The organism is Paenibacillus sp. WLX2291, from assembly GCF_046603665.1.
Taxonomy (GTDB): Bacteria; Bacillota; Bacilli; order Paenibacillales; family Paenibacillaceae; genus Saccharibacillus.
Genome location: NZ_CP176755.1, coordinates 2,090,672 through 2,116,011, shown reverse-complemented (window position 1 = coordinate 2,116,011; position 25,340 = coordinate 2,090,672). Strand labels below are relative to the sequence as shown.

Genomic DNA, 25,340 nt, shown 5'->3' with positions numbered 1-25,340 from the left:
TACATGACTTCAGCCGGCTGCGAACTTCACGTCTTTAACATGTTAATGATATATAAAATGATATAGAAAGGCAAGAAGCGAAAGGAAACAACTTTTTAACCGGGATGTCATCATTGACATTGACAGCTCATATTCAGCATAGCCTATCCGGTTAAAAGATAATCATTGGATAACAATGAGCTGATAATGATTAGATATCCATGCGCTAACAAGGAATAGAAGCTTCATTGTACACGACGGTACCGAAGCTTCTATCGTTTGGGAATGAACATACAGTGACTCTCCGTTACGTTACCCAGCCACCGTTCGGGCTAACCACCTGCCCTGTCATATAGCCTGATTCCGGTAACGATAAAAAGTACACCATCGATGCAATCTCATCCGGTTCGGCAATACGTCCGGCGGGAATATCATCTTCCAGCATCCGAATCTCATCCTGCTGCAAATGAGAAATCATCTCTGTACGCACAGCGCCCGGCGCAATGGCATTTACCGTTACACCGGAAGGCGCTAATTCTTTGGCGAGTGCTTTGGTAAAAGCATTCACGCCACCTTTGCTGGCAGAATACAGTACTTCGCAAGAGGCACCGGTAATTCCCCATACGCTGGATACATTAATAATGCGTCCGTATTGCTGCCGAACCATATACGGCATAAACACTTGCGAACAGAAAAAGACAGCTTTCAGATTGGTTGTCATAATATCGTCAAAATCGTTCTCCGTCAAATCCGCTAGCATTCCATAGTGCGACATTCCGGCATTGTTTACCAGAATATCAGGCTCCAGCCCATGTTGCTCCAGCTTGTCACGCATCCGGCGAATCTGCTCTACTTCCCGCAAATCGGCAGATACGGTTAGCACACGCACCCCATACTCAAGACACGTACGCGCTACTTCGTTGGCTTGTTCATGCGACTGGCGATAATGAATAATTACATTCATACCCGCCATCGCAAACCGCCTTGCAATAGCTGCGCCAATTCCACGGCTACCGCCGGTAATTAACACATTCATCTCTGCAAATGGTTTGCTACCGCCTGGAGTCGATGAACTCATGGATTAACAACAACGGATACAGCCAGTTGATCCCAATCAATATGGTCACGCAAACGCTGATTGATCTCTTCCAGCGTCAGAGATTCGTAGACTGGCAATACCGCGAAGAAGTCACTATTTTTGAACCGGCTACGTGTAAATTCATGTGCAATACTTTCCGGCGAATTGAGTGCGCGCAAATAGTTACCGATCCGTTTCCGAATCGCACGGTCAAATGCATCCTGGCTAAAACCAGTTTGTACGATCGCATTGATCTCTTCTTTTAGCCGTTTCACAAGCAATTCTGGGTCTTTCGTATCGCCACCGATCATAGAATACGCATATTCTGCTGTATTGCTATAATCATACCCAAAATCATCCGAGATCAGATCTTCATCATATAGCTTTTGATACAGGGCAGTACTTGTGCCAAGCAACAAATCCAATGCCAGCTTGGTCGTCAGGTTGCGGCGCTGTAATTGTTCGCCATCCAAACCGATCTCTTTCTCTTTGAAGCCCATCAGGAACTTCGGTTGGGATACAGGCAATTTCACCTCATGCCAAGTTTCGCCTACTGCATTTGGCTCAGTTTCAAAGTAACGACTGATCGGTCCTTGTGGCTGAATATTTTTGGCATCCTGATTGCGACGCACCTGTTCGATGATCGCTTCTGGATTCACTCCGCCCACTACGAACAGCATCATATTCGACGGATGGTAAAAGGTGTTGTAGCACGTATACAGGGTATCCTTCGTAATCTCACTAATCGATTCAATCGTACCCGCAATATCAATGCGAACCGGATTGTTCTGATACATCGCTTCGATCAGCCCGAAGTATACACGCCAGTCCGGGTTATCGCTGTACATCTGGATTTCTTGACCGATAATGCCTTTTTCCTTATTCACATTTTCCTCAGTGAAATACGGATTCTGCACATAGTTTAGCAGCGTCTCCACATTGTCTTCAATCTGCTCCGTTGCCGAGAATAGATATACCGTCTGATCAAAGCTGGTAAAGGCATTCGCTGACGCACCTTTGGCAGAGAATTTGGAAAATACGTCCACTCCATCTGGCTCTTCAAACATTTTATGTTCCAAGAAATGGGCGATGCCGTCCGGCACTTTTACTTCGTTCTCGCCTTCTACTTGAAAATGATTGTCTACCGAGCCGTAACGTGTTGCAAATGTGGCATAGGTCTTTTGAAAGCCTTCTTTGGGTAGTACATATACTTCCAATCCATTATCCAGCTTTTCATGATATAGCGTTTCCTGCAAATCGTCGTAACGTATGCTTTCCATCAATTAAGCCTCCTTATGCCCAGTTAGGAAATAGATTGTATCCAGTTCCAGCAATTGTGCTGCTGCTTGGATTTGGTCTGCGGTTACAGCTTCTACTTGCTCCAGCAGTTCTTCCACAGGACGCTCCTTGTCAGCGAATCGTCCGTTAAAATCGTGTCCGATCATCTGATACGCAGAATCACGTGATTCCAAGAAATCATTACGCAGCAACGCCTTCGTCTGAGCAATCTCGGATTCGGTAATCTGTCCATCCTGTAATACGGACAATTGCTCACGGATAATATCCAGTGCTTTGTTGAAGTTTTCCAGTTCGATCCCCGATTGGATTGTAGTAATGCCTTTGTACGGATCAAAGCGCGAACCGACATAATACGCAAGACTTTCTTTCTCACGTACATTCATAAATAGTTTGGAATGCGGGAACCCGCCGAGAATGCCGTTTGCTACTAATGCTGATGCATAACGGTCATCGCTATACGTAACCGGGGTACGAAGTCCCATATTCAGCTTGCCCTGACTAATTTCCATTCGTTCGGTAATCTGACGAACCTCAGCTACAGCCGGACGGGTAACCGCCGGTGTATAGAGAGTAGTCGCTTCGCTCCGATGAATGTGGAATGTACGTCCGACTAGCTCCATCACTTCACTTAACGAAGTATCGCCTACCACATACAGATCTAGATTGCATGAAGACAACCATTGACGATACCACTCATACAAGCCGCTGCTATCCCATTCATCCAGCGCATCCAGACGACCAAGCGGATTCAGACGATACGGCTCATCTTTACACATTTCTTGAATACAGCGCTCTGCTGCATAGCGAATTTTATCATCGATAACGGATTCCAGTCGCTTCCGCACATTTTCGCGTTCTGCCTGTACATATTTATTGCGAAACACCCCATTTTCCAATGCTGGACGGGTCAGTGTATCTCCAATAAAGGTCAAACTGCGTGACAGCAGCGGTTCATTGCTGCTGACAAACGAATCGTTGATCGTATCCATCCGCAGCTGCACCATCTGGTAATCGCCTTTTTTGTATACATCAATACCAAATCCGGCGCCATACATATCTTCTAATGCTTCGCGGAATTGTGTCGTTTCGGGGTACGTTTCACTGCCCCGACGCAGGATAAAGGGAATAAGTGCGGTCGGTGTAACGGTATCTTCAGCCAGCGGCACTCCCAGATAGAGAGAGATCGCAAATGTTTTAAAACGCGTTGTCGGCAAGACATGGACGCGGATTCCATTGATTTCGCCGTGCTCAAAACCAGTACTGTTCAATGTCAAAACTCCTTTATCCAGATCAATTTGTGTATATCGAATCATGTACATGGACATACATGGATATCAAAGATGCTTTACGTATCATTGTATAACATCACAATCCGCACAAGCAATGTGACAGCATCAAAACGCCTCATCCGAATATGGTCCTGCTTCTTTTTGCACAAAAAATACGCTTGGATTGCGAAGCAAATAGAAGCAACTGATGACAAAGCTGATTTTTTTCGCGCTGACTTTTATGTTAGAATCGAATCTCCGGGGTCAATTAGGTCTTCATTATCACAAAATTGGTACCCGCGGGAAAATGGGGCGAAACATTTCTGCTCGGGACACGTCTAAATACATAGGATAATCAGACGGGTCATCCGCTATCCAAATTTATTAAAAGGAGTCTGATGAACGAACATGAAACTAAACAAAAAACCTGTCATCATTACTGCCGTGTCCGCTCTGGCTTTGTCTGGAACTATTTTTGCCAACAGTACATACGCTTCGGATGCCACCAAGCAGCTCAAAGCGGTGTATGCCAATATCAAGGTGCTGTATAACAATCAGCAAGTGACTGTAGCTGACGCGCAGGAACCGTTTATGATTAACGGTACAACGTATGTACCACTGCGTGTGCTGGGTGATGCAGTAGGCAAAAAAGTAACCTGGAACAATACAGATAAAACGGTAACGATCGCGGACACAACTGCTCAAGTTCCACAATCGACAGTTGATTCCTTGAATGCGCAAATTCAAAGTCTGCAATTGCAGCTGAACAATGCAACAACACAAAGCACAACCAAAGATTCGACGATCACTCAGCTGCAAGCACAGGTAACAGATCTGAACTCTCAAATCACCACCTTGAAAAACCAACTGGCGGATAACTCGGATACAAGTACAAGCGTGAGCACAGCGATGACCAAACTGCAAAAAACGCTGAACAACAGCTATGGTGATTACAAAGGTACTGGCGCAGCAATCGAGCTGACTGGCAGCAAATCATCGGTTAAAGTAGCGATTCGTGTAACCGAGTCTACTTGGAACGATCTGTCTACTACGAACCGTAAAAACCTGCTGCAAAATGTAGTAAACGATATTCTGGACAATAGTACGTTTGAAGATGCAACGATCACTGGTACTGTGTACAACAAAAACTCGGTAAAACTGGTTGGTTTCACTGTGAACAGCAGCGACACTGTTGTATTGAGCGCCAATGTCGATCTGACTAACGTCCAAAAAGACCTGAACACTAACTATGGCACGTATCGTAATATCAAACTTAGCATCGAGCTGAGCAATGATAACGACGAGTCTATCGTGTTCCGCGTCTATGCTAACAAAAGCGACTGGAATACGCTGACTGATTATCAAACAACTAGCCTGCTGAGCAGTATCGCTGCTGATATTGATGCAGCTTACAATAACCTTGGCAAAACGATCTACGGTTTTGTTTATGATAGCAGCAACAAATCCAGCATCCTGAAACGTTACAACTAATTCTTTATACGTTGATAGTGCAATCTTGTAAATAATGTATGTACGTAAAACAAAAAGCGGATTGGCTCATGATGAGCGAATCCGCTTTTTTGTACTTGGTTTTTACTTGGTTGACGAGATAGTTATCATTTTGCTGTTGTTGCGATTTCGTAATAGCTGATAGTGTATGCTCGACTTGCTTTAGTTTGGGCTTGCCTTGGTTTGGCTTTGATTGAGCTTGGTTCTCTTAACTACCTGTGCTGATCTGGTGATACTGCTCTGGAGAAACGAGTACTTCGCGCGGTTTACTGCCTTCATATGGACCTACAATACCGTGGGCTTCGAGCGAATCAATCAATCGAGCAGCTCGTGTATAACCAACTCTCATCCGGCGCTGTAATAACGAAACGGATGCTTGCTTGGCTTCAACTACAATTTGTACTGCCTGATCAAACAGCTCGTCTTTTTGCTCATCCATGGCAGTAGCGGAATCGTCGATTTCCGGCACAATATCGTCATTGTACTGAGCTTCGCCCTGACTACGGCAGTAGTCGACAATCGTTTCCACTTCCTGATCAGACATAAATGCACCTTGCACACGTACTGGCTTGGATGCACCCATCGGCATAAATAACATATCGCCGCGACCGAGCAATTTCTCCGCACCACCCATATCAAGAATCGTACGCGAATCAATCTGGGACGATACGCCAAAGGCGATACGTGACGGGATATTTGCTTTGATGACACCGGTAATGACATCTACGGATGGACGCTGAGTTGCAATAATCAGGTGAATCCCCGCTGCACGCGCCATTTGTGCCAATCGTGCAATTGCGTCTTCCACATCGCCAGCCGCAACCATCATCAGATCTGCTAACTCATCGACGATCACGACAATATACGGCAGAATCGCATCGGGATTGTCTTTCATCAGATTGTTGTAGCCTTCCATATTGCGCGTACCTGATTTGGAAAATAGATCGTATCGTTTTTCCATCTCGACAACGATCTTCTTCAGTGCCAGCGAGGCACGACGCGGATCGGTTACTACTGGAGCCAGCAGATGCGGAATACCGTTATAAATATTCAGTTCGACCATTTTCGGATCGACCATCAAGAATTTCACTTCATCCGGCTTGGCTTTGTAAAGGATGCTCGTAATGATGCCGTTAATACATACTGATTTACCGGAACCGGTCGCACCAGCTACAAGTAAATGGGGCATTTTCGCCAGATTCCCGATAATCGTCTGCCCGGCAATATCGCGCCCAAAGGCGATCGACAACTTGGCTTCGGAATCATCAAAAATTTGTGTCTCCATTACTTCACGCATCGTAACCATAGCCACTTCGTTATTAGGCACTTCGATACCGATCGCTGATTTGCCCGGGATCGGTGCTTCCATACGGATATCTTTGGCAGCAAGTGCAAGTGCAATATCATCGGTCAAGCCAACAATCCGGCTTACTTTAACACCAACATCCGGCTGGATTTCATAACGGGTGACTGCTGGACCACGTACAACTTCCAGCACTTTCGCACGCACGCCGAAGCTTTCCAGTGTCGTTTCCAGCTTACGAGCGATCTGCATATAGTCATTCTGATCGGCTGCACTGCTGTTTATTTTCGGTTTAGCAAGCAAACTATACGGTGGCAGACGATACGGCTTCGGCGGCGGTGGAGGCGGCGTAGCGGGCGTCTGTGCCCCATCCCCACTTGCATCTGTACTAGTAGCATCGCCATTTGGCACCGATTCCGTATTGGCATCGCCTGTGGCAGACATGGAATGAGGTGAATCCGATGATGCAGAAGCTTCATTGCCTTCATTCGATAAAATATCGTCTGTGGTAACAGGCTGACCGTCAGCCCCATAGGTACTATTCCCATCATCAACATGGGTGATGGAATGAGGTGATTCAGCATGCCCCATCATCGCTGTATCTTGCAATGTATCGTTACTTGTAAATGCAGAATGTCCATTGTTTGCTCCGGTATGCAAATGATCAGACTGCCAATCTTCATCCCCCGTCTGATCCGAACGTTCAGAACGGATTTGCTCGAAGAAGTCACGGATGATCGGTGTACGATCTGGCAATGCAGAACTACCAGCAGCTCCGATGGAAGCAGCGGTAGCCTCAGCTGAAAGATCATTGACATCATGCTCAACTGCCACTGCACCTATTGTCGGTGCGTTATCCCATAAGTCATCTTCGTCTGCAATATACATGGAGCGAGGCTTGGTATCCGCTGACGTAGCGACAGCAGATTCACCAGCAGACTGATTAGGTTTGGATTGGGCACGTCGCCGTGAAGTCGAGTTAGAACGCTCTGGCAGAGCTGCGTAAACCGTCTCATTATCATATTCGGCTTCTTCATCTGACTCGTGATTTGCACGCTGTTTGCGCAGCCAATTAAGCAATCCTTGACGTTGCTCGTGCTCTTTATCTTCGTCTTCCTCATAGGTGTCTGGCTCTTGCGCAGCCAGTTTCTCTGCTTCAGCCAATTCCAGCTCTCGCTCTTGTCGACGTTCTGCCATCGCTTCGCGTGAAGACTGCCACTTACGTCCAACCGCTGCTCCAGCGCCCGAAACGATATTGCGTCCATACTCCGCAACTTCCACGACGGACTTTTGCGTAATAAGCATCAGACTGATAATCAGCATGACACCAGCAATTAACTTTGTGCCCGTTACACCAAATAACATCATCAGCATCCACATTTGAACAGCACCGATATAACCACCTGCTGCTTGTCTGGCAGGCAGTGAACTAAGCTGATCTGATGGTACATAGATCAATACACTGAATAATGTCATCGTAAAGACGAGCAGAACCAATCCGCTCATCCGACTATTCCAACCGTTGTTCCAGCGTTGACGCAGCATAGTCATTAAACCGATGTACATGCCAACCAGTGGCAATACAAAGTACGACTTGCCGAGAATAAACGCAGTTATGTAATACAGAAATTGTCCAACAGCTGCCTGTCGTGACAATGCTATCACCGATAAGGTAATGAGGATAATTCCATAAATTTCATATTTTAACATGCTTAGAGCAGGAGCTTTATTGTTTTTACGCTTGCGTCCCGTGGACGAAGACGATTTGCGCTTAGCAGTTTGCGCCGGTTTCCGCGCGGTAGATGGCGTGGATTTCCGCGTTGTTTTGGTTGTTGTTCTTGGCTTCTGGGCTGTTTTCGGCTTAGCCACTTCTTACCACCTCCGATGTGTTATTATAGCATACTCCGTCGGTCGATGCCGTACATTTGTTTGCGTTTTGAAACGACAAAACCCCTGCTCCCCGCATGGGACCGTCCAATATACCATGCGGAGAAGCAGGGGCGACTGGTTGCCCTTACTTTTTATACAAAAAGCACATAACGTGCTTATACTTCCATAATGATCGGCAAGATCATCGGTCTGCGACGTGTCTGCTCATACAGGAAACGTCCAAGCGAGTCTTTGACGCTAGTTTTCAGCGAAGCCCACTCATTGACATTTTCACTCATCAAACGTTGCAATGTGCTTGTCACGATACGGTTTGCTTCATCTAACAGACCTTCGGATTCACGCACATAGACAAAACCGCGAGAGATGATGTCCGGACCAGATACGATCTGACCATTTTGCTTGCTCAACGTTACGACAACCACCATAATACCGTCTTGAGACAGCAGTTTGCGGTCACGCAGTACGATGTTACCTACATCACCAACACCCAGACCATCAATCAGTACGTTACCGGAAGTGACTTTACCGGCTTTGCGTGCAGCACCGTTGACGATTTCGACTGTATCTCCGATATCTACGATAAAGATGTTGTTCGGATCTACGCCTGTTGCTTCACCCAGCATCGCATGTCTGCGCTGCATCCGGTATTCACCGTGAATCGGAATAAAGTATTTCGGTTTCATCAGGTTCAGCATCAGTTTCAGTTCTTCTTGAGAACCGTGACCGGAAACGTGTACGCCAGGGTTTGCACCGCTGTAATAAACGTTAGCGCCGAGGCGGAACAGTTCGTCGATCGTACGACCGATGTATTTCTCGTTACCCGGTACTGGAGTTGCTGCGATGATAACACTATCACCTGGCAGAATATCCACTTTGCGGTGTGTAGAGCGTGCCATGCGCGTCAATGCAGACATTGGCTCGCCTTGGCTACCGGTCGACAGGATAACGACACGGTCCGCAGACATTTTGTTCACTTCTTCTGGCTCGATCAGCATACCATCTGGAATATCCAGATAACCCAGATCGCTAGCAATCCCTACTACGTTGACCATACTGCGACCGATAACAGTGATCTTACGACCTGTTGCAGCAGCAGCATTAACGACTTGCTGAATACGGTGAACGTTGGATGCAAATGTTGCTACGACTACGCGTTGCGTCGCTTTGCGGAAAATATCTTCCATCACGATACCAACGGTTTTCTCGGAAGGTGTATAACCTGGGCGATCCGCATTCGTACTGTCCGATAACAGAGCCAGTACGCCTTTGGCACCGATCTCAGCCATACGTTGCAGGTTGGCAAATTCATTGTTGACCGGTGTGTGGTCAAATTTGAAGTCACCTGTGTGAACAACGTTTCCTTCCGGGGTAGCCAGGCAGACACCTACGGAATCGGGAATACTGTGATTGGTTCGGAAAAATGTTGCTGTAATCGTGTTACCCAGTTTCACTTCGGAATCTTCGTGAATGATGATTCGTTTCGTTTCGCCGAGCAGATTTGCTTCTTTTAGCTTGTTCTCTACCAGACCCATAGTCAGGCGAGTACCATAGATTGGCACATTCAGATGTTTCAAAACGTAAGGCAGGCCGCCGATGTGGTCTTCATGGCCGTGTGTCAGCAGAATGCCGCGTACTTTATCGCGATTTTCTGTCAGGTAAGAGATATCTGGAATGACCATATCGATCCCCAACATATCTTCCTCAGGGAACTTGAGTCCTGAGTCTACAACGACAATGTCATTACCGTATTGGATGACATACATGTTTTTACCAATTTCACCGACGCCGCCCAAAGCAAAGATCGTCAGTTTTTCGTTATTTGTGTTTTTTTTAGACAATGGAACTATACCTCCTATGATGTTGGACGCCGTTATAATATTTATAAACAAAAAACAATTGTGTTCTACAATAACATGGCAATAATTTACAAAATCAACTGCAAATGTTGGCTATAACAATACAAACCGGTCCTGTACCAGTTAAAGTATGCAAGAAACCACCATCCGGAAATTTCATATTCTTGCATCGTTTACGAATGTCACGAACACTCTGCCTGACAAAGAATTCTACTCGTAAACTTGTATTACTTTTTTATACCGCACCCAGTCACTTGAGAATATTATACATGATAAAAAAACAAAAAAACAAGTCATGTTTGAAACCCGCGGCAACATAAGCAATAAACCCCTCTCATAGCAAGGAAAACCGGTTATGTATAAACGCTATCGGTTGCCTGTAATTACGCCTTCGATTACGAAAGCAACAGATAAATCATGATCATTTTGCAATTCTATGTATAAATATTCATTCTAATGAATGCTAATCGTCAACGTTTAGCTCATCGTCTCTGCTTATAGGTATATTGGATTGTTATGCCTTGCATCCGATTCTGTTGGTAGCACATCCATGCTTAATACCCAAATAACTTGCTTTTTAAACGTCATAGACAAGCGCTGCTTCAATCTCGATGTACCGAATGGATCTTCATTAGCATCCATTCGGTTTCTTGTACATGCTCTGACGCAGACCCATCTTCCAATGGAACCGTGACAATTCCGTTTGGAACCGTGGAAATGCTATTTATTGTAATCCAGACCAGCGCCACTGCTCTACTTCCGGCAGATCGGTGCCTTCCGAGCGAATATATTGATGATGTTTCTCTAACAAATCGTCCATGTTCTGAATGATCTCTGTATGATCGTGAGAAGCTGGCAAACTGCGCAGCGCGGCTTTTACCAGACTGAAGCGGTCAAGTTCATTGCGCACTCTCATATCAAACGGCGTTGTAATATCACCATTCTCTCGATACCCATGAATATGAATATTGCGGTTAGGATGGTCGAAGAACAGATCACGAATCAATCCCTCATACCCGTGAAATGCGAACAGAACCGGTGTATCTTTTGTAAAGTAAGCTACGCATTCTTGCTCAGACAACCCGCGCGGATCACGATCTTGTATTCGCAAACGCAGCAGATCGACGACACTGACAAAACGGATACGCAAATTCGGCAAACGCTCATGCAAGATGGACACTGCCGCCAGCGCTTCGGTCATCGGCTCTGTACCCGCAGCGGCAATTACAAGATCCGGCTCGGCATCGTGTGCTGAACTCGTACTTGCCCACGGCACGATACTCATTCCACGTTCTACTAATTCAGCTGCCTCTGTTGGCGTGAACCATTGCAGACGTGGATGCTTGGACGAGATGATCAGATTGATTTTGCCGCGATCATTGGCGACTTTTTCAAATACAGCTAGCAATGTATTGGCATCCGCAGGCAAATATTCGCGCACTAGATCATGTCGTTTATCTGCCAGATGTCCTAGAATACCAGGGTCCTGATGCGTATACCCGTTATGATCCTGCTGAAAAACAGTTGACGATGCGATGAGATTGAGCGATGGAATGTCTGCACGCCAATCCAGTACGCTAGACTTGCGCAACCATTTAAAATGCTGCGTAATCATCGAATCTACAATCCGCAAAAAGGACTCATAACTCGCGAAAAATCCATGCCGACCACTCAGCAAATACCCTTCCAGCATCCCTTCTGCTTGATGCTCGGACAGCTGCGAATCAATCACAAAGCCGTCATGTGCCATATGCTCATCGGTCTGCTCATCAATTGGCGCCATCCAGCGGCGATCAGTCACCTCAAATACAGACGTTAACCGATTGGACATCGTTTCATCAGGGCCGAAGATGCGAAAATGTCGGTCTTCCCGGTTCAGGACAATCAGATCTCGTACATACTGCCCCAAAATCTCCATATCCTGCGCCAGCTCTGTTCCCGGCTTGGATAAAGATAGCTGATGTTCAGCAAGCAATGGCAATTGTAAATCTTTGGTCAGTTGACCACCGTTTGTTACTGGATTCATACTCATACGCTTTTGTCCCTGTGGCAAAATCTCTGCCAACTCAGCACGCAATCGTCCCTGCTCATCAAAGCATTCTTCCGGGCGATAACTGTGCATCCATTCCGTCAATGCAGATGCATACTGCATATGTTCACGATCCGCAGGTAACGGCACCTGATGTGCGCGGAACGAGCCTTCGATCACTTTGCCATCCCATTCCTTCGGTCCTGTCCAACCTTTGGGACTACGGAAAATAAGCAGTGGCCAACGTGGACGTTTGAGATCCCCATTGTGACGAGCGTTTTGCTGAATATGCTGAATCCGCTCTACGATATGATCCAGCGCTCCAGCCATCGCCGGGTGCATCTGCTGTGGATCATCTCCCTCTACAAAGATCGGTTCCCAGCCCATTCCTGTAAAATAAGCATGCAACTCCTTATCACTTTGACGTGCCAGAATCGTCGGGTTACTGATTTTGAAGCCATTCAAATGCAAGATAGGTAATACTGCCCCATCTGTCACCGGATTTATAAAACGATTGGAAAACCACGAAGCTGCCAGCGGACCAGTCTCTGCTTCCCCATCGCCAATCACTACAGCAGCAATCAAGTCTGGATTGTCGAGTATTGTCCCAACCGAATGAGATAGCGAATATCCCAATTCACCACCTTCATGAATCGAACCAGGTGTTTCTGGAGCAGCATGCGAGGCAACTCCACCCGGAAATGAGAACTGCCGGAACAAGCGCTGCATACCTTGCTCGTCGCAAGTAATATCTGGATATATCTCGGTATAACTACCTTCCAGATACGCATTAGACACCATCACCTGACCACCATGTCCAGGGCCTTCGATATAAAACATATTCAGATCATATTTATTAATAATTCGGTTCAGATGCGTATAGATAAAATTTTGTCCCGGCACGGTTCCCCAATGCCCGATTGGATGAATTTTCAGATCATTTGCTTGTAAAGGTCGTCTCAGCAGCGGGTTGTCTTTCAGATAAATCTGCCCGACTGACAAATAATTAGCAGCCCGCCAGCAGGCGTTCATTTTCTCCAAATAAGCAGGTGATGAGTAATCAACAGGTACAGTTTGCGGTTTCATGGACATTCACTCCTCAGATTATGATGAATTTCTCCACTGCTGCATGCCGATCTGTCTATTGATTACGACATGCGCTCTCGCCTCTTCTTACCCGTTATGTACGACTGCTTACCGAATATGCGCTAGATAAAATAAAAAGCACAGTCCGCAAATAGGACTGTGCTTGCATAAGCGTTATTCATATGTCTGCGTATACAAATAAAATGGAATGTGAAAACAGATTATGTACAGAATATACGAATTGTATAGCATACATTATTGTGCAGCTAATAACGCTTTGCCGCAATGCTTCGATACAGTGTATTCCTATACATCATTATGCACCAGCTATTCAGCCAGTTGTACACATGCTTCACAATTCATGCTTCGTATTTACAGCAGAGCTTCAATAAACTTTTTCTGCGCATCTGATGGTGGCAGTAGTGGCAGACGCACATCGCCATTGCCGTAACCACGTATAGAAAGCGCATATTTAACCGCAGACGGGTTTGGCAACGGATCAGGGCAAGCGAACAGCCCTTTGAACAATGGCAGCAGTTTTTGATTGATACGCGCCGCTTGTTCCACATTGCCGTTTACATATTGGTTGATCATATCAGACATTTTCTGACCGACCACATGACTTGCTACGCTAATAATACCGTACGCACCTACTGTTACCGCAGCAAAGCCTGTAGCATCCTCACCGGAATAGATGCGGAAGCCTTCCGGCGCACCAGCGGCAATCTCGGTCACCTGATCGATCGATGCACACTCTTTGGTTGCGACGATATTGCTGATTTGTGCCAGCTTGATCGTCGTTTCCGCAGACATACATGTTACTGTACGTCCAGGTACATTGTATACGATGATTGGCAATTCGGTTGCTGCTGCAATCGCTTTGAAATGCTCGTACAAACCTGCCTGATTCGGTTTGTTGTAATAGGGCACGACCAGTAGCAGACCATCCACCCCGAGCTTGGAAGCCTCGCGGGTGAGATGGATGGAATGCTTCGTATTGTTGCTGCCTGTACCAGCGATAATTTTACATCTGCCGGCGGCATGTTTGACGGAGAAGCGGAACATTTCCAGTTTCTCCTCGTCAGTTAGCGTTGGTGATTCACCAGTCGTTCCGCAGATGACAAGGGATTCGGACTTTTGCTCTTCAATCAGATAGTCAATTAAACGGGCTGTGGCATCCCAGTCGATCTCGTCCTGATCGGTAAAGGGAGTCACCATTGCCGTAATTAGTCTTCCAAAGTCTACCAATGTTTTTCCTCCTTCAATACGGGATGCTTCCCGCAGAAATTGGGCAGATTATAGGTGCAGTTCAAACTGGTTGTGGAGGGCACGGACTGCCTGTACCATATCTTCCTTCTTCACCAGCACCCAGATAGTTGTATTGGAATCGGCAGACTGCAAAATAGGAATGCCTTGTCCGGTCAATGCAGCGACAATACGCGCCATAATGCCCGGTACACCGTTGATGCCGCCACCAACGACAGACACTTTTGCACATCCAGATACGCTGCTCGGTTGCAGCCCCATATCGCGAAGCAACTCCATTGCTCGTTCTGCTTCATGATCCAATACCGTATAGACCGCCCCGTAAGGCGTTACGTTAATGAAATCGACGCTGATGCGGTTTTCGGCCATCGACTGGAATACTTTAAGCTGGAGGTTTTCCACACCATCCTGCTGATTAACTGTAATCTGCGTTACATTGTTCATGTAGGTAATACCGGTAACAAAGCGGTCAATAACTCCACCTGGCGAATCGACGAATTGCTCCGGCTGAGTCACCAATGTGCCTTCACTTTCGGCAAAAGTGGAACGAACACGGACGGGCACTTGTGCCTGCATCGCAATCTCAACAGCACGTGGATGAATAACTTTTGCCCCTTGATGCGCCATATTGCAAATCTCAGCATAGCTCACATAAGCAAGTGGCTTAGCATCCTCGACAATACGTGGATCAGCGGTCAGAATGCCTTCAACATCGGTATAGATATCAACCATACCTGCATGCAGAGCTGCACCAAGCGCCGTTGCTGACGTATCGCTACCTCCGCGTCCAAGTGTGGTCAGATCGCCATTTTCAGTTTGTCCCTGAAAGCCGGTTACGATCACAACTTTGCCTTCTTCCAGTTCTTGCAATACACGCTCTGGACGAATCGCCAGAATACGGGCATTACCAAAATTATCATCGGTAATAAACCCTGCCTGTGCACCGGTTAGCGCGACAGCCGGAATGCCTTCTGCATGCAGCATACCGCTCAGATTGACGGCGGAAATGATCTCTCCACAGCCCATCAACAGATCGCGTTCACGGGCGGATGGTACACTGCCGTTGCGGGCGGTGCTATCCAGTAATGTATCGGTAGCGTAAGGGTCGCCGCTGCGTCCCATTGCGGATACCACAACAACGAGCTTGACCTGCCGGGCAAGCTCGCGTTTGATATGCCGCAGCACATGCTCTCGCGCCTCAGGGGTAGAGAGTGATGTGCCGCCAAATTTTTGTACGAGTATGTTTGATGTTTTTTGTAATAAGGTCGTCATGACCATAGCCTCCGTTAGCTGCTGACTGCTGCTGTTTTTGCGGCAATAATCTCGGCGATTTGAACCGCATTCCAGGCTGCACCTTTGAGCAGATTATCGGATACGATCCACATGTTCAGTCCACGGGAATCGCCCAGATCGCGACGCAGACGGCCTACGAATACATCGTTTTTGCCGGCTGCATCCGTTGCAAGTGGATAGGCTTGATTCGCCGGATCATCCACCAGCGTTATGCCCGGTGCAGATTGAAGAAGCTGTTTTACTTCGTCCAGATCAAAGTCCTGTTTCAATTCAACGTATACGGACTCCGAGTGTCCATATACAACCGGGATACGTACACATGTAGTAGTGACTTTGATCTCGTCATCTTCCATGATTTTCTTCGTTTCCCGAACCATTTTCATTTCTTCTAGTGTATAACCGTTGTCCTGAAATTTATCGATTTGCGGAATCGCGTTAAAAGCGATCTGATGCTTCACCGGCAGTGAGCCGACCGGCAAAATGTCCGGTTGTACTTCTTCGCCTGCTAGGGCAGATTGGCTTTGACGTTTCAATTCTTCAATCGCCTGGTTACCCGCACCGGATACCGCCTGATACGTCGAGGCGATGATGCGTTCAATACCATAACGATCATACAGTGGCTTCAGAGCAGCAACCATCTGAATGGTGGAACAGTTTGGATTCGCGATAATGCCCTTGTGATCTGCGATACGATCAGCATTGACTTCCGGTACAATCAGTGGCGTATCTGGGTCCATACGGTAAGCGTTCGTATTGTCGATACAGACAGCTCCATGACGAACGGCGTGCGGAGCCAGTGCCTTACTGATGTCACCACCAGCACTGAACAGTGCGATATCTACACCAGCAAAACTATCCGGCGTTGCTTCCTCTACCGTCACTTCCTGACCTTTGAACAGCACCTTTTTGCCAGCCGAGCGCGCGGAAGACAGAAGCTTCAGCGTTTTCACCGGAAAATCGCGTTCCTCCAGCAATCTTACAATCTGTTGTCCTACTGCTCCTGTCGCTCCAACGACAGCCACATTAAAGAATTGATTAGACATCTAGCATCTCTCTCCCCTTCGATTTTGCAGGGCATCTGTACAAAGACTGAAACGGCGGTCGGTTACGACCACCGCAGACCCTGACCGCCCGGCGAATAGTGCCGGAAATAAATTTCAGTATCCTGCAATAATTGTAGAAATGATATCATTCCCTGTAGTATCTTTCAACTGTTTTGCAGAAAAGTTTTAAAGCATTGACGCTTTGCCGATGATGAGATAGCTTATTCCATCCTTTTGCATCAACGCGTATATTGTATTATTTGGTGCCAGTATGACCGAATCCGCCAGCACCGCGTACCGTTTCTGACAGCTCTTGAACCTGAATCAGATTCGTTTCCGGTACGATCTGGAATACCATCTGCGCAATACGTTCGCCGCGTGTAATCACGAACGGCTCTTGACCATGGTTGATCAGCAATACTTTGATCTCGCCACGATAGTCCGCGTCAATCGTACCCGGTGTGTTGAGCGAAGTAATGCCGTGTTTGAATGCAAGACCACTGCGCGGACGAATCTGTGCTTCCAGTCCGCCTGGCATCGCCAGCGCCAGACCCGTTGGCACCAATGTACGTTCGCCCGGTTGCAGCGTTATTGGTGTCTCAACCGCTGCATACAGATCGTAGCCGGAAGCTTGTTCAGACATTTTGCGCGGTAGCTCCAGACCTTCGTGATTTGCAAGAGTCATAATTTCAATGTTAAAGGTATTAGTGGACAAGTTCATCTCTCCTTACATGTGCAATGCTTTTATCTGATGAGCCGACCATTGCCAGCGCATACGGCTGCGCAAACATATCGTCGATCACCGAACGGATATCCTCCATCTGAACTTCTTCGATGTAGCGGATCGTCTCATCGATCGTATCGTGTTCACGCAGCATAATCTCGTTTTTGCCTAGGCGATTCATCACACTGCTCGTGCTCTCCAATCCAAGGATCAGACTGCCTTTGAGCTGCTGTTTCCCTTGCTCCAATTCATATTCGGTCAGACCGTTCACCTTCAGATCGTTCAGCAGGTTATGGGTCAGCTCGAATACATCCTGTGTCTGCTTCGGTGCTGTACCTGCATAGATCGTAAACAGACCGCTATCCGCATGAGCCGTGTAGTAGGAATAGACGGAATAAGCTAGACCGCGCTTTTCCCGAATTTCTTGAAATAAACGCGAACTCATACCGCCACCCAGTGCATTGTTGAGCAGCACCATGGCATAGTACCTTGGATCATCTATTTTACCACCCGGGAAGTTGAGGCAGATATGATTTTGTTCCGTTTTCTTTTTGTGAAACGCAACTTCGCCTTTGAATGTCGGTGCGGTCAATTGCTGTTCGCTACCATGAATATCAAAACCGCCAAAATACTTTTCAAGCAGTGGTACAACGCTATCGTCAATATGACCAGCGATGCTGATTACGGTATTCTCAATCGTATAGCGATCTTTCATAAATAATCGCAACTGATCTGGTCCCATTGGTGCGAGACGCTCAGCTGTACCGAGAATAGGATACGCAAGCGGATGGTTGCCATACGAAGCAACGGTGATCAGATCATGCACTAGATCATCCGGGTCATCCTCGTACATCGAAATTTCTTCAAGAATAACATTTTTCTCGCGTGCAAGTTCATCAGCGTCCAGCAGCGAATTGAAAAACATATCCGATAAAATATCCAATGCGATCTCCAGATGCTCATCCAGCACTTTGGCATAAAAGCATGTATATTCTTTACTTGTAAAGGCGTTCACATTGCCGCCAATACCATCGAAGATTTCAGCGATTTTTTTGGCATCAAAGCGCTTGGTGCCTTTGAACATCATATGCTCAATAAAATGCGAAATCCCGTTCGTCACTAGACTTTCGTTACGGGAACCGGTTTTGATCCAAATTCCGAATGTGACAGAACGGAAAGTCGGCATTTTTTCCATAACGATCCGCAGACCATTATTCAATTGTATCCGTTCCATTGACTGGCCCCCTCTTTGATAAATGCATTCCTATCCTAACACAATATTCGCTTCTGCTCTACAGTTGCACTTTTTATTGCGAGCAGTGTATGTTTTGCAGCCTGCTACCCGATGTGGATGCTACATACGATCACTGCTTATATAGAAAGAAAATGTCATCCACTGCAAAAACTTGTTTTTATAATACAAAAAATTGATCATCTATTGCTGGGTTTCAGAGCTGTAGATTACGCCATTTTCACTACGATATTGTGCAACAATACAGCGTATCTCTCATTATACCAGATACTATCAAGCAACCAATGGGCATGAAAAAAAGAGTCAGAATCAGACTCTGGCTCTTTTGCTCATCATACTATGAAGTTCAATCATACTCATGTCCTTCAAACCTGAATACAGGAATGAGGACATGAACATCATTAGGAGTTTGCTTTTTCGCCAGCTTCGGCAGTCAGCAGCACTTTGCGGGACAGATTGACGCGACCTTGACCATCGATCTCTGTGACTTTAACAGTGATCATATCGCCAATGGATACAACGTCTTCTACTTTCGCTACGCGCTCTGTAGACAGCTGAGAAATATGCACAAGACCGTCTTTCCCTGGAATCAGTTCTACGAATGCGCCAAATTTCTCGATTCGTTTTACTTTACCCAGATACGTTTCGCCAACCAGCACTTCACGTACAAGATCTTCGATCATTTTTTGTGCTTTTTGGATCATCGATTCATCGGAAGAACCAATAAATACGCGACCGTCTTGCTCGATATCGATTTTCACGCCGGTTTCATCAATGATTTTGTTAATGATTTTACCGCCGGGACCGATTACATCGCGGATTTTGTCCGGGTTGATGTTAATGATCACGATTTTCGGAGCATATTGAGACAGGCTTGTTCTCGGTTTGTCCATCAGGGCGTTCATTTTGCCGAGGATGTGCAGACGACCTTCGCGTGCTTGAGCCAACGCTTCAGACAGAATCAAACGGTCGATACCGTTGATTTTGATATCCATTTGGATAGCTGTTACGCCTTCAGCTGTACCGGCTACTTTGAAGTCCATATCGCCAAGGTGATCTTCCATACCTTGAATATCGCTCAGGATGGATACATGATCGCCATCTTTGATCAGACCCATAGCAATACCAGCTACCGGTGCTTTGATCGGTACACCTGCATCCATCATTGCCAGGATGCTCGCGCAGATACTTGCTTGGGAAGTCGAACCGTTCGATTCCAGTACTTCGGAAACGACACGGATGGTGTACGGGAATTCTTTTTCCGAAGGGATAACTTTGGACATTGCGCGCTCGCCGAGTGCACCGTGACCAATTTCGCGACGACCCGGAGGACGCAGCGGACGTGCTTCACCGACACTGAATGGCGGGAAGTTGTAATGATGCATAAAGCGTTTGGATTCTTCCGGTGCGATACCGTCCAGAATCTGTACATCACCAAGTGCACCCAGTGTACAAATACTGAGTACTTGTGTTTGTCCACGTGTGAACAGACCGGAACCGTGCGTTCTTGGCAGCAGTTTCGCATCACATTCGATTGGACGAATTTCTTCGAGTTTACGTCCATCTGGACGGACTTTATCATGGGTGATCAGACGACGCACTTCTTCTTTGACAATATCGTGCAGCACTTCTTTGACATCATCCATATATTCAGGCGTTTCCGCATATTGTTGTTCAAAATGAGCAACCGCATCGTTGTTCACTACATCGATTGCATCTTGACGTGCTTGCTTCTCGGCAATTTTCAGCGCGTCTACGAGACGTGCTTCAGCAAATGCGCGAACAGCACTGTTCACATCACTGTTTACAGTATGCAATTTTACAGCCATTTTCGGCTTACCAGCACTTTGTACCAGTTGCTCGATAATGGTGATGATGTTCTGAATTTCGGCATGACCAAACATGATCGCTTCCAGCATGATATCTTCCGGCAGCTCATTTGCTTCCGCTTCGACCATCATGATCGCATCACGTGTACCCGCAACAACGAGGTACATTTCGCTAACTTCTTGCTGGGCAATCGTTGGGTTGATTACGAATTCGCCATCGACACGACCGACAGCTACACCACCGATTGGACCATCAAACGGTACATCGGAGATGCTCAGTGCAGCAGATGTACCGATCATCGCAGCAATTTGCGGTTCACAGTCCTGCTCCACACTCATAACATAGTTGGCAACCTGTACATCATTCCGGAAACCTTCCGGGAACAATGGACGGATCGGACGGTCAGTCAGACGGCTCGCCAGAATCGCTTTCTCGCTTGGTCTGCCTTCACGTTTAATAAATCCGCCGGGAATTTTACCTACGGCATACAGCTTTTCTTCGTAGTTTACGGTAAGAGGGAAAAAGTCCAGATCTTTCGGCTCGGAAGATGCCGTAACCGTACAGAGCACAGATGTATCGCCATAACGCACCATTACTGCTGCGTTTGCCTGCTTGGCCAAACGGCCAGTTTCCAGTACGAGGGTTCTGCCTCCGAGCTGCATTTCAACTCGCTGTTCCATGAAATTCCTCCTTTTTAGGTCATCCTACTATTCTATAATCAAGTCTCGATTCCCTTCCAGAAATCGAAACCGGAAAAATATGTGTACTTACAAAAAGCAACCCGGCCGCCGCCGTTGGCTCCGAAAAGACCATACGGCTGAACAACCAGGCTGCTTTGGAATTGCATTTTAGTTTTAGCGACGCAGACCGAGACGTTCGATCAGTGCGCTGTAACGTTTAACATCATTTTTCTTGATGTAAGCCAGAAGCTTACGACGTTGACCTACCATTTTCAACAGACCACGACGGGAATGATGATCCTTTTTGTGGCTGCGGAAATGATCCTGCAGGTTCAAGATGTTTTGCGTCAGGATAGCGACTTGTACCTCCGGTGATCCTGTATCGGATTCGTGAGTTCTGTACTCCTCGATCAGTTGTTGCTTACGCTCTTGAGTTAATGCCATCCTATTCACCTCCTTAAAATTTCATTAATAATCGCCATTGGCCTCGATATCGGCGGTGAGACCGAATAACCAAGCCAAGGTTATGTTGCTGATATCAGAAACAGCAACGTTGATCAGTATAACATACCGCAATTGCAAATAGCAATGCCGTTATAAAAGAATCTGACGGGCAGATTCTGCATCTCGAGAAATCTGCGTAACCAGCTCATCAATGGAGCCGAATTTGCGTTCATCACGAATATAATCGACCAATTCAACAGCTAATTGCTGACCGTACAGATCGCCCTGAAAGTCCAAAATATGCGCTTCAAAGCTTGGACGTGTCTCGCCGGTTTGGAACGTCGGCTTGAAGCCGATATTCATCACGCCTGCACGCCATGCTCCGTCCGCCATGACCCGCACTGCATACACACCCGGGCGAGGAACGACATATTTCTCATTTAGCTGCAAATTAGCTGTCGGGAATCCGATCGTACGACCGCGCTTGTCCCCGTCCACGACTGTACCGCGAAGCTGATACGGACGTCCGAGCAGCAATGCTGCATGAGCAGCATCGCCTTCACGCAGTGCACGACGGATTGCGGAGCTGCTCACCTTGCTGTCTTCCAGTAAAAAGGCAGGAACCGTTTCTACAGATAGCGTATCCTGTCCTAGTTCACGTAGCAGTTCCGGTGTACCGGCACCACGGTGACCAAAATGAAAATCAAAACCAACAACAGCAGTTTGCACCTGCAACGGCACCAGCATTTGTTCATAGAACTGCTCTGGTGTCACGGCTGCAAATGCGTGATTGAACTCTGCTATATAAAGCGTATCGACACCCATGCTACGCAGAATTTCTTCTTTGATCGCAAGCGGAGTCAGATAGCCTTCATAATCGCCTTTGCCAAGCACTTCCTTCGGATTCGGGTCAAAGGTCATGACGGAAGCGGTAATGCCTAGACGCCGCGCCAGACGGATGCCATAATCGATAACGCTGGCATGTCCGAGATGAACACCGTCAAACTGACCGATGACCATCACCTGCGGGCCTGCTGCGTGCGGAATGCCGTCTTTCGGCCATGGATAAGCCAACCTTACTATATTCACTGTGATATCACCCGCATTTCTACAAATGAATGTGTTTACTCAAGCTGGTCTCATGATGTCAGAATCATCAGGGTAAAAATACTTTGACCGGCACAATCTTGGCTGCCTGATCATCGCGCTCGAAAATACCGATAAACGTACCGTCTGGCGCATACAGCTTGAGCAGCTGCTCAGCCGTAGTAGTACTCCCGTTTTCCGCAGAAACGTCCGCGAACAAAGTCTGTTCTCCCTGTGGCGACTGTTCATTAGGTACAAATTGCGATTCTCTTGGTGCAATATGGTTCATCGCGATATGCTTGCCTTGCAATGTATGCTTGTATACCGCCGCATCTACCGTATAAGCAGGCAATGCCGACATTGCCTGATCTGGTGGAATCAAATACTGTTCCAATGCACCTTGCTCCATCAGCTGTTCAATCTGTTCAAATGTAACACATTTGTCCAGTGTAATGCCTGCCGACTGTGTGCGTATAAGCTGTACCATCGTGGATGGCACGCCCAGTGCGCGACCGATATCCACACAAAGTGTGCGAATATACGTGCCTTTGGAACAGAGAACACGGAACGATATTTCCGGATGATCACCTGGCACCCAGCCTGTCATTTCCAGCTCATGAATCTGCACTTCGCGCGCTTTTCGCTCAACGGTTTTCCCTTCGCGTGCCAGCTCGTACAAGCGTTTGCCATCCACTTTGACAGCGGAATACATCGGTGGCACTTGTGAAATGATACCGGTTAGTCCTTTGAGGACGTCACACACTTGTTCTTCTTCCAGTTCTACCTTTGCCACCTGCTCGATAATCTCGCCAGTCATATCCTCGGTATCGGTTGCTACGCCAAAACGCAGCACCGCGACGTATTCCTTGGGCATTTCCTGCAAATATTCAACAATGCGGGTGGAACGGCCCAAACAAAGTGGCAATACCCCAGTGACCGCCGGGTCCAGCGTGCCGGTATGACCAATGCGCTTCATGCTCACCAGTCGACGCACTTTTGCTACTACATCATGAGATGTAAAGCCTGCCGGTTTGTGTATTGCCAGTACACCATCAAACTCGTTCATAAAAGCTCCTTTATATACGAAACGACTTGCTGCTTCACCTGTTCCAGGCTGCCTTCCATACGGCATCCTGCCGCTTTGATATGTCCACCGCCACCAAAATGCTGAGCGACTGCTGCCACATCGATTCTACCCGCAGAACGCAGGCTGGCTTTGACCGCATAATCGTCAATGACTTTGAAGAAAATACCAACTTCGACGCCTTGAATATTCCGCGGATAATTGACGATCCCTTCCAGATCTTCATTCTCCGCACCTGCCTGAATCATATGCTCCGGTGTTACGTAAACATGCGCAATCCGGCCATCCTCTTCCAGCTCCAGTGTGGATAATGCCAGACCAAGCACTTTTACCTGCGGCAACGTTACTTCTTCCAACAACGTTTCTGCCAGATCTGGCCCTTTGACGCCCAGCTCTAGTAGTCTGGATGCAATCTCCATCACTTTTGGCGATGTACTGGAATAGCGGAAGCCACCCGTATCTGTCAGCAGACCGGTATAAATCGCTTCTGCCGCTTCTTTGGTCCACTCGACATCAAAGAGATTGATCCAATCAAACAATACCTCAGCGGTCGCCGCAGCGTCATCTTTGACAACATTGACAGTACCGTAACGATCATTCGTCGGATGATGATCTATGTTCAACATGGACGCCGATTCTGCCATCCAGTCTTTCACCAGACCGACGCGCTTGAAATCTGCGCAATCGACACAGATGATATGTTGGTATTCCCGCTTGCCGCCATCTTCCAGCAAATTAATTATGTCGCCGGAAAGGGTCAGATATTGCATCCGTTTCGGAATCGGACCTTCATTGACAAGGGTAAATTGTTTGCCGAGACAAGACAGCAGCCAGCCCACAACTACCGTGGAACTGACTGCGTCTCCGTCCGGCTGAACATGCGAAACCACCAGAAAATTGTCATGCTCTTCTACAAATGCTTTGGCATCAAGAAGAGACTGTTCATAGGTCTGCATTGCCGTCTCCTTTGAGGTTTACTCGTCTTTGCCGGAATCATCGCGATGAATCTGATTAATCAGTTCGTCGATGCGATTACCGTAAGCAATCGATTCGTCAAACTTGAACAGCAGTTCAGGCGTATGACGCAACCGGATGCGCTTGCCGAGTTCGGAGCGCAGGAAACCGGATGCTTTTTCGATTCCTTTGAGTGAACCTTTTTTTTGTTCGTCATCGCCCATCACGCTGAGGTATACCTCAGCTTGTGACAGGTCATTGGTTACATCAACACCGGTAACGGTCACGAAACCGATACGCGGATCTTTGAGTTCGTTTTGGATCAGCAGGCTCAGTTCTTTTTTGATCTGCTCGCCTACTCGTCCTGTTCTAATCTTAGCCATTGTT

The 25,340-nt window shown here is 47.1% G+C and carries 18 protein-coding genes; 1 reads left to right on the top strand and 17 read right to left on the bottom strand.

Annotation, left to right across the window (positions count from 1 at the left end):
• Positions 1-286 precede the first annotated feature (286 nt).
• The 3 genes from ymfI to yfmF are packed head-to-tail and all read right to left on the bottom strand — an operon-like array spanning position 287 to position 3,624.
• Complete coding sequence (gene ymfI / locus ACDE64_RS09175) at positions 287-1,057, bottom strand: elongation factor P 5-aminopentanone reductase (protein WP_411346167.1); 771 nt, start codon at positions 1,055-1,057, stop codon at positions 287-289.
• Positions 1,054-2,337 (bottom strand): EF-P 5-aminopentanol modification-associated protein YfmH, encoded by a 1,284-nt coding sequence (gene yfmH, locus ACDE64_RS09170; RefSeq protein ID WP_411349757.1) that lies wholly within the window; start codon positions 2,335-2,337, stop codon positions 1,054-1,056. The genes ymfI and yfmH overlap by 4 nt, the downstream gene beginning before the upstream one ends.
• A 3-nt stretch (positions 2,338-2,340) precedes the next feature.
• On the bottom strand, positions 2,341-3,624 hold the full coding sequence (yfmF, locus tag ACDE64_RS09165) for an EF-P 5-aminopentanol modification-associated protein YfmF (RefSeq protein WP_411349756.1): 1,284 nt from the start codon (positions 3,622-3,624) through the stop codon (positions 2,341-2,343).
• 408 nt (positions 3,625-4,032) lie between these two features.
• Between yfmF and ACDE64_RS09160 the strand changes: the two genes are divergently transcribed.
• Complete coding sequence (locus tag ACDE64_RS09160; RefSeq protein ID WP_411346164.1) at positions 4,033-5,115, top strand: stalk domain-containing protein; 1,083 nt, start codon at positions 4,033-4,035, stop codon at positions 5,113-5,115.
• A 226-nt stretch (positions 5,116-5,341) separates the two neighbouring features.
• Here ACDE64_RS09160 and ACDE64_RS09155 read toward each other — a convergent pair whose 3' ends face one another.
• The 14 genes from ACDE64_RS09155 to rbfA all read right to left on the bottom strand — a co-directional run bounded on the left by ACDE64_RS09155 (position 5,342) and on the right by rbfA (position 25,336).
• Positions 5,342-8,305 carry a DNA translocase FtsK 4TM domain-containing protein gene (locus ACDE64_RS09155; protein WP_411349755.1) on the bottom strand — a complete coding sequence of 988 codons (2,964 nt, stop codon included), beginning with the start codon at positions 8,303-8,305 and terminating at the stop codon, positions 5,342-5,344.
• A 176-nt stretch (positions 8,306-8,481) separates the two neighbouring features.
• Positions 8,482-10,164, bottom strand: a complete 1,683-nt coding sequence (locus ACDE64_RS09150) for a ribonuclease J (protein ID WP_411346162.1) — start codon at positions 10,162-10,164, stop codon at positions 8,482-8,484.
• A 742-nt stretch (positions 10,165-10,906) separates the two neighbouring features.
• A complete protein-coding gene (locus ACDE64_RS09145) occupies positions 10,907-13,303 on the bottom strand; it encodes a phosphoketolase (protein ID WP_411349753.1) in 2,397 nt (798 codons plus the stop codon).
• A gap of 366 nt (positions 13,304-13,669) precedes the next feature.
• On the bottom strand, positions 13,670-14,545 hold the full coding sequence (gene dapA / locus ACDE64_RS09140) for a 4-hydroxy-tetrahydrodipicolinate synthase (RefSeq protein WP_411346160.1): 876 nt from the start codon (positions 14,543-14,545) through the stop codon (positions 13,670-13,672).
• Between the two features lie 48 nt (positions 14,546-14,593).
• Positions 14,594-15,835, bottom strand: a complete 1,242-nt coding sequence (gene dapG / locus ACDE64_RS09135) for an aspartate kinase (protein WP_411349752.1) — start codon at positions 15,833-15,835, stop codon at positions 14,594-14,596.
• A gap of 14 nt (positions 15,836-15,849) precedes the next feature.
• Positions 15,850-16,899 (bottom strand): aspartate-semialdehyde dehydrogenase, encoded by a 1,050-nt coding sequence (locus tag ACDE64_RS09130; protein WP_411346158.1) that lies wholly within the window; start codon positions 16,897-16,899, stop codon positions 15,850-15,852.
• 256 nt (positions 16,900-17,155) lie between these two features.
• Complete coding sequence (dut, locus tag ACDE64_RS09125) at positions 17,156-17,614, bottom strand: dUTP diphosphatase (protein WP_411346157.1); 459 nt, start codon at positions 17,612-17,614, stop codon at positions 17,156-17,158.
• Positions 17,604-18,857 carry a M16 family metallopeptidase gene (locus tag ACDE64_RS09120; protein WP_411349751.1) on the bottom strand — a complete coding sequence of 418 codons (1,254 nt, stop codon included), beginning with the start codon at positions 18,855-18,857 and terminating at the stop codon, positions 17,604-17,606. The genes dut and ACDE64_RS09120 overlap by 11 nt, the downstream gene beginning before the upstream one ends.
• Before the next feature lie 419 nt (positions 18,858-19,276).
• Positions 19,277-21,385, bottom strand: a complete 2,109-nt coding sequence (pnp, locus tag ACDE64_RS09115) for a polyribonucleotide nucleotidyltransferase (protein WP_411346155.1) — start codon at positions 21,383-21,385, stop codon at positions 19,277-19,279.
• Positions 21,386-21,559: 174 nt separating this feature from the next.
• Positions 21,560-21,829, bottom strand: a complete 270-nt coding sequence (rpsO, locus tag ACDE64_RS09110; protein ID WP_367056550.1) for a 30S ribosomal protein S15 — start codon at positions 21,827-21,829, stop codon at positions 21,560-21,562.
• A gap of 150 nt (positions 21,830-21,979) precedes the next feature.
• Positions 21,980-22,918, bottom strand: coding sequence for a bifunctional riboflavin kinase/FAD synthetase (locus ACDE64_RS09105; RefSeq protein WP_411349750.1), 939 nt, complete (start codon positions 22,916-22,918; stop codon positions 21,980-21,982).
• Positions 22,919-22,985: 67 nt separating this feature from the next.
• On the bottom strand, positions 22,986-23,981 hold the full coding sequence (gene truB, locus ACDE64_RS09100) for a tRNA pseudouridine(55) synthase TruB (RefSeq protein WP_411349749.1): 996 nt from the start codon (positions 23,979-23,981) through the stop codon (positions 22,986-22,988).
• Positions 23,978-24,955 carry a DHH family phosphoesterase gene (locus ACDE64_RS09095; protein ID WP_411349748.1) on the bottom strand — a complete coding sequence of 326 codons (978 nt, stop codon included), beginning with the start codon at positions 24,953-24,955 and terminating at the stop codon, positions 23,978-23,980. The genes truB and ACDE64_RS09095 overlap by 4 nt, the downstream gene beginning before the upstream one ends.
• Before the next feature lie 18 nt (positions 24,956-24,973).
• Positions 24,974-25,336 carry a 30S ribosome-binding factor RbfA gene (gene rbfA / locus ACDE64_RS09090; RefSeq protein ID WP_411349747.1) on the bottom strand — a complete coding sequence of 121 codons (363 nt, stop codon included), beginning with the start codon at positions 25,334-25,336 and terminating at the stop codon, positions 24,974-24,976.
• Positions 25,337-25,340 lie beyond the last annotated feature (4 nt).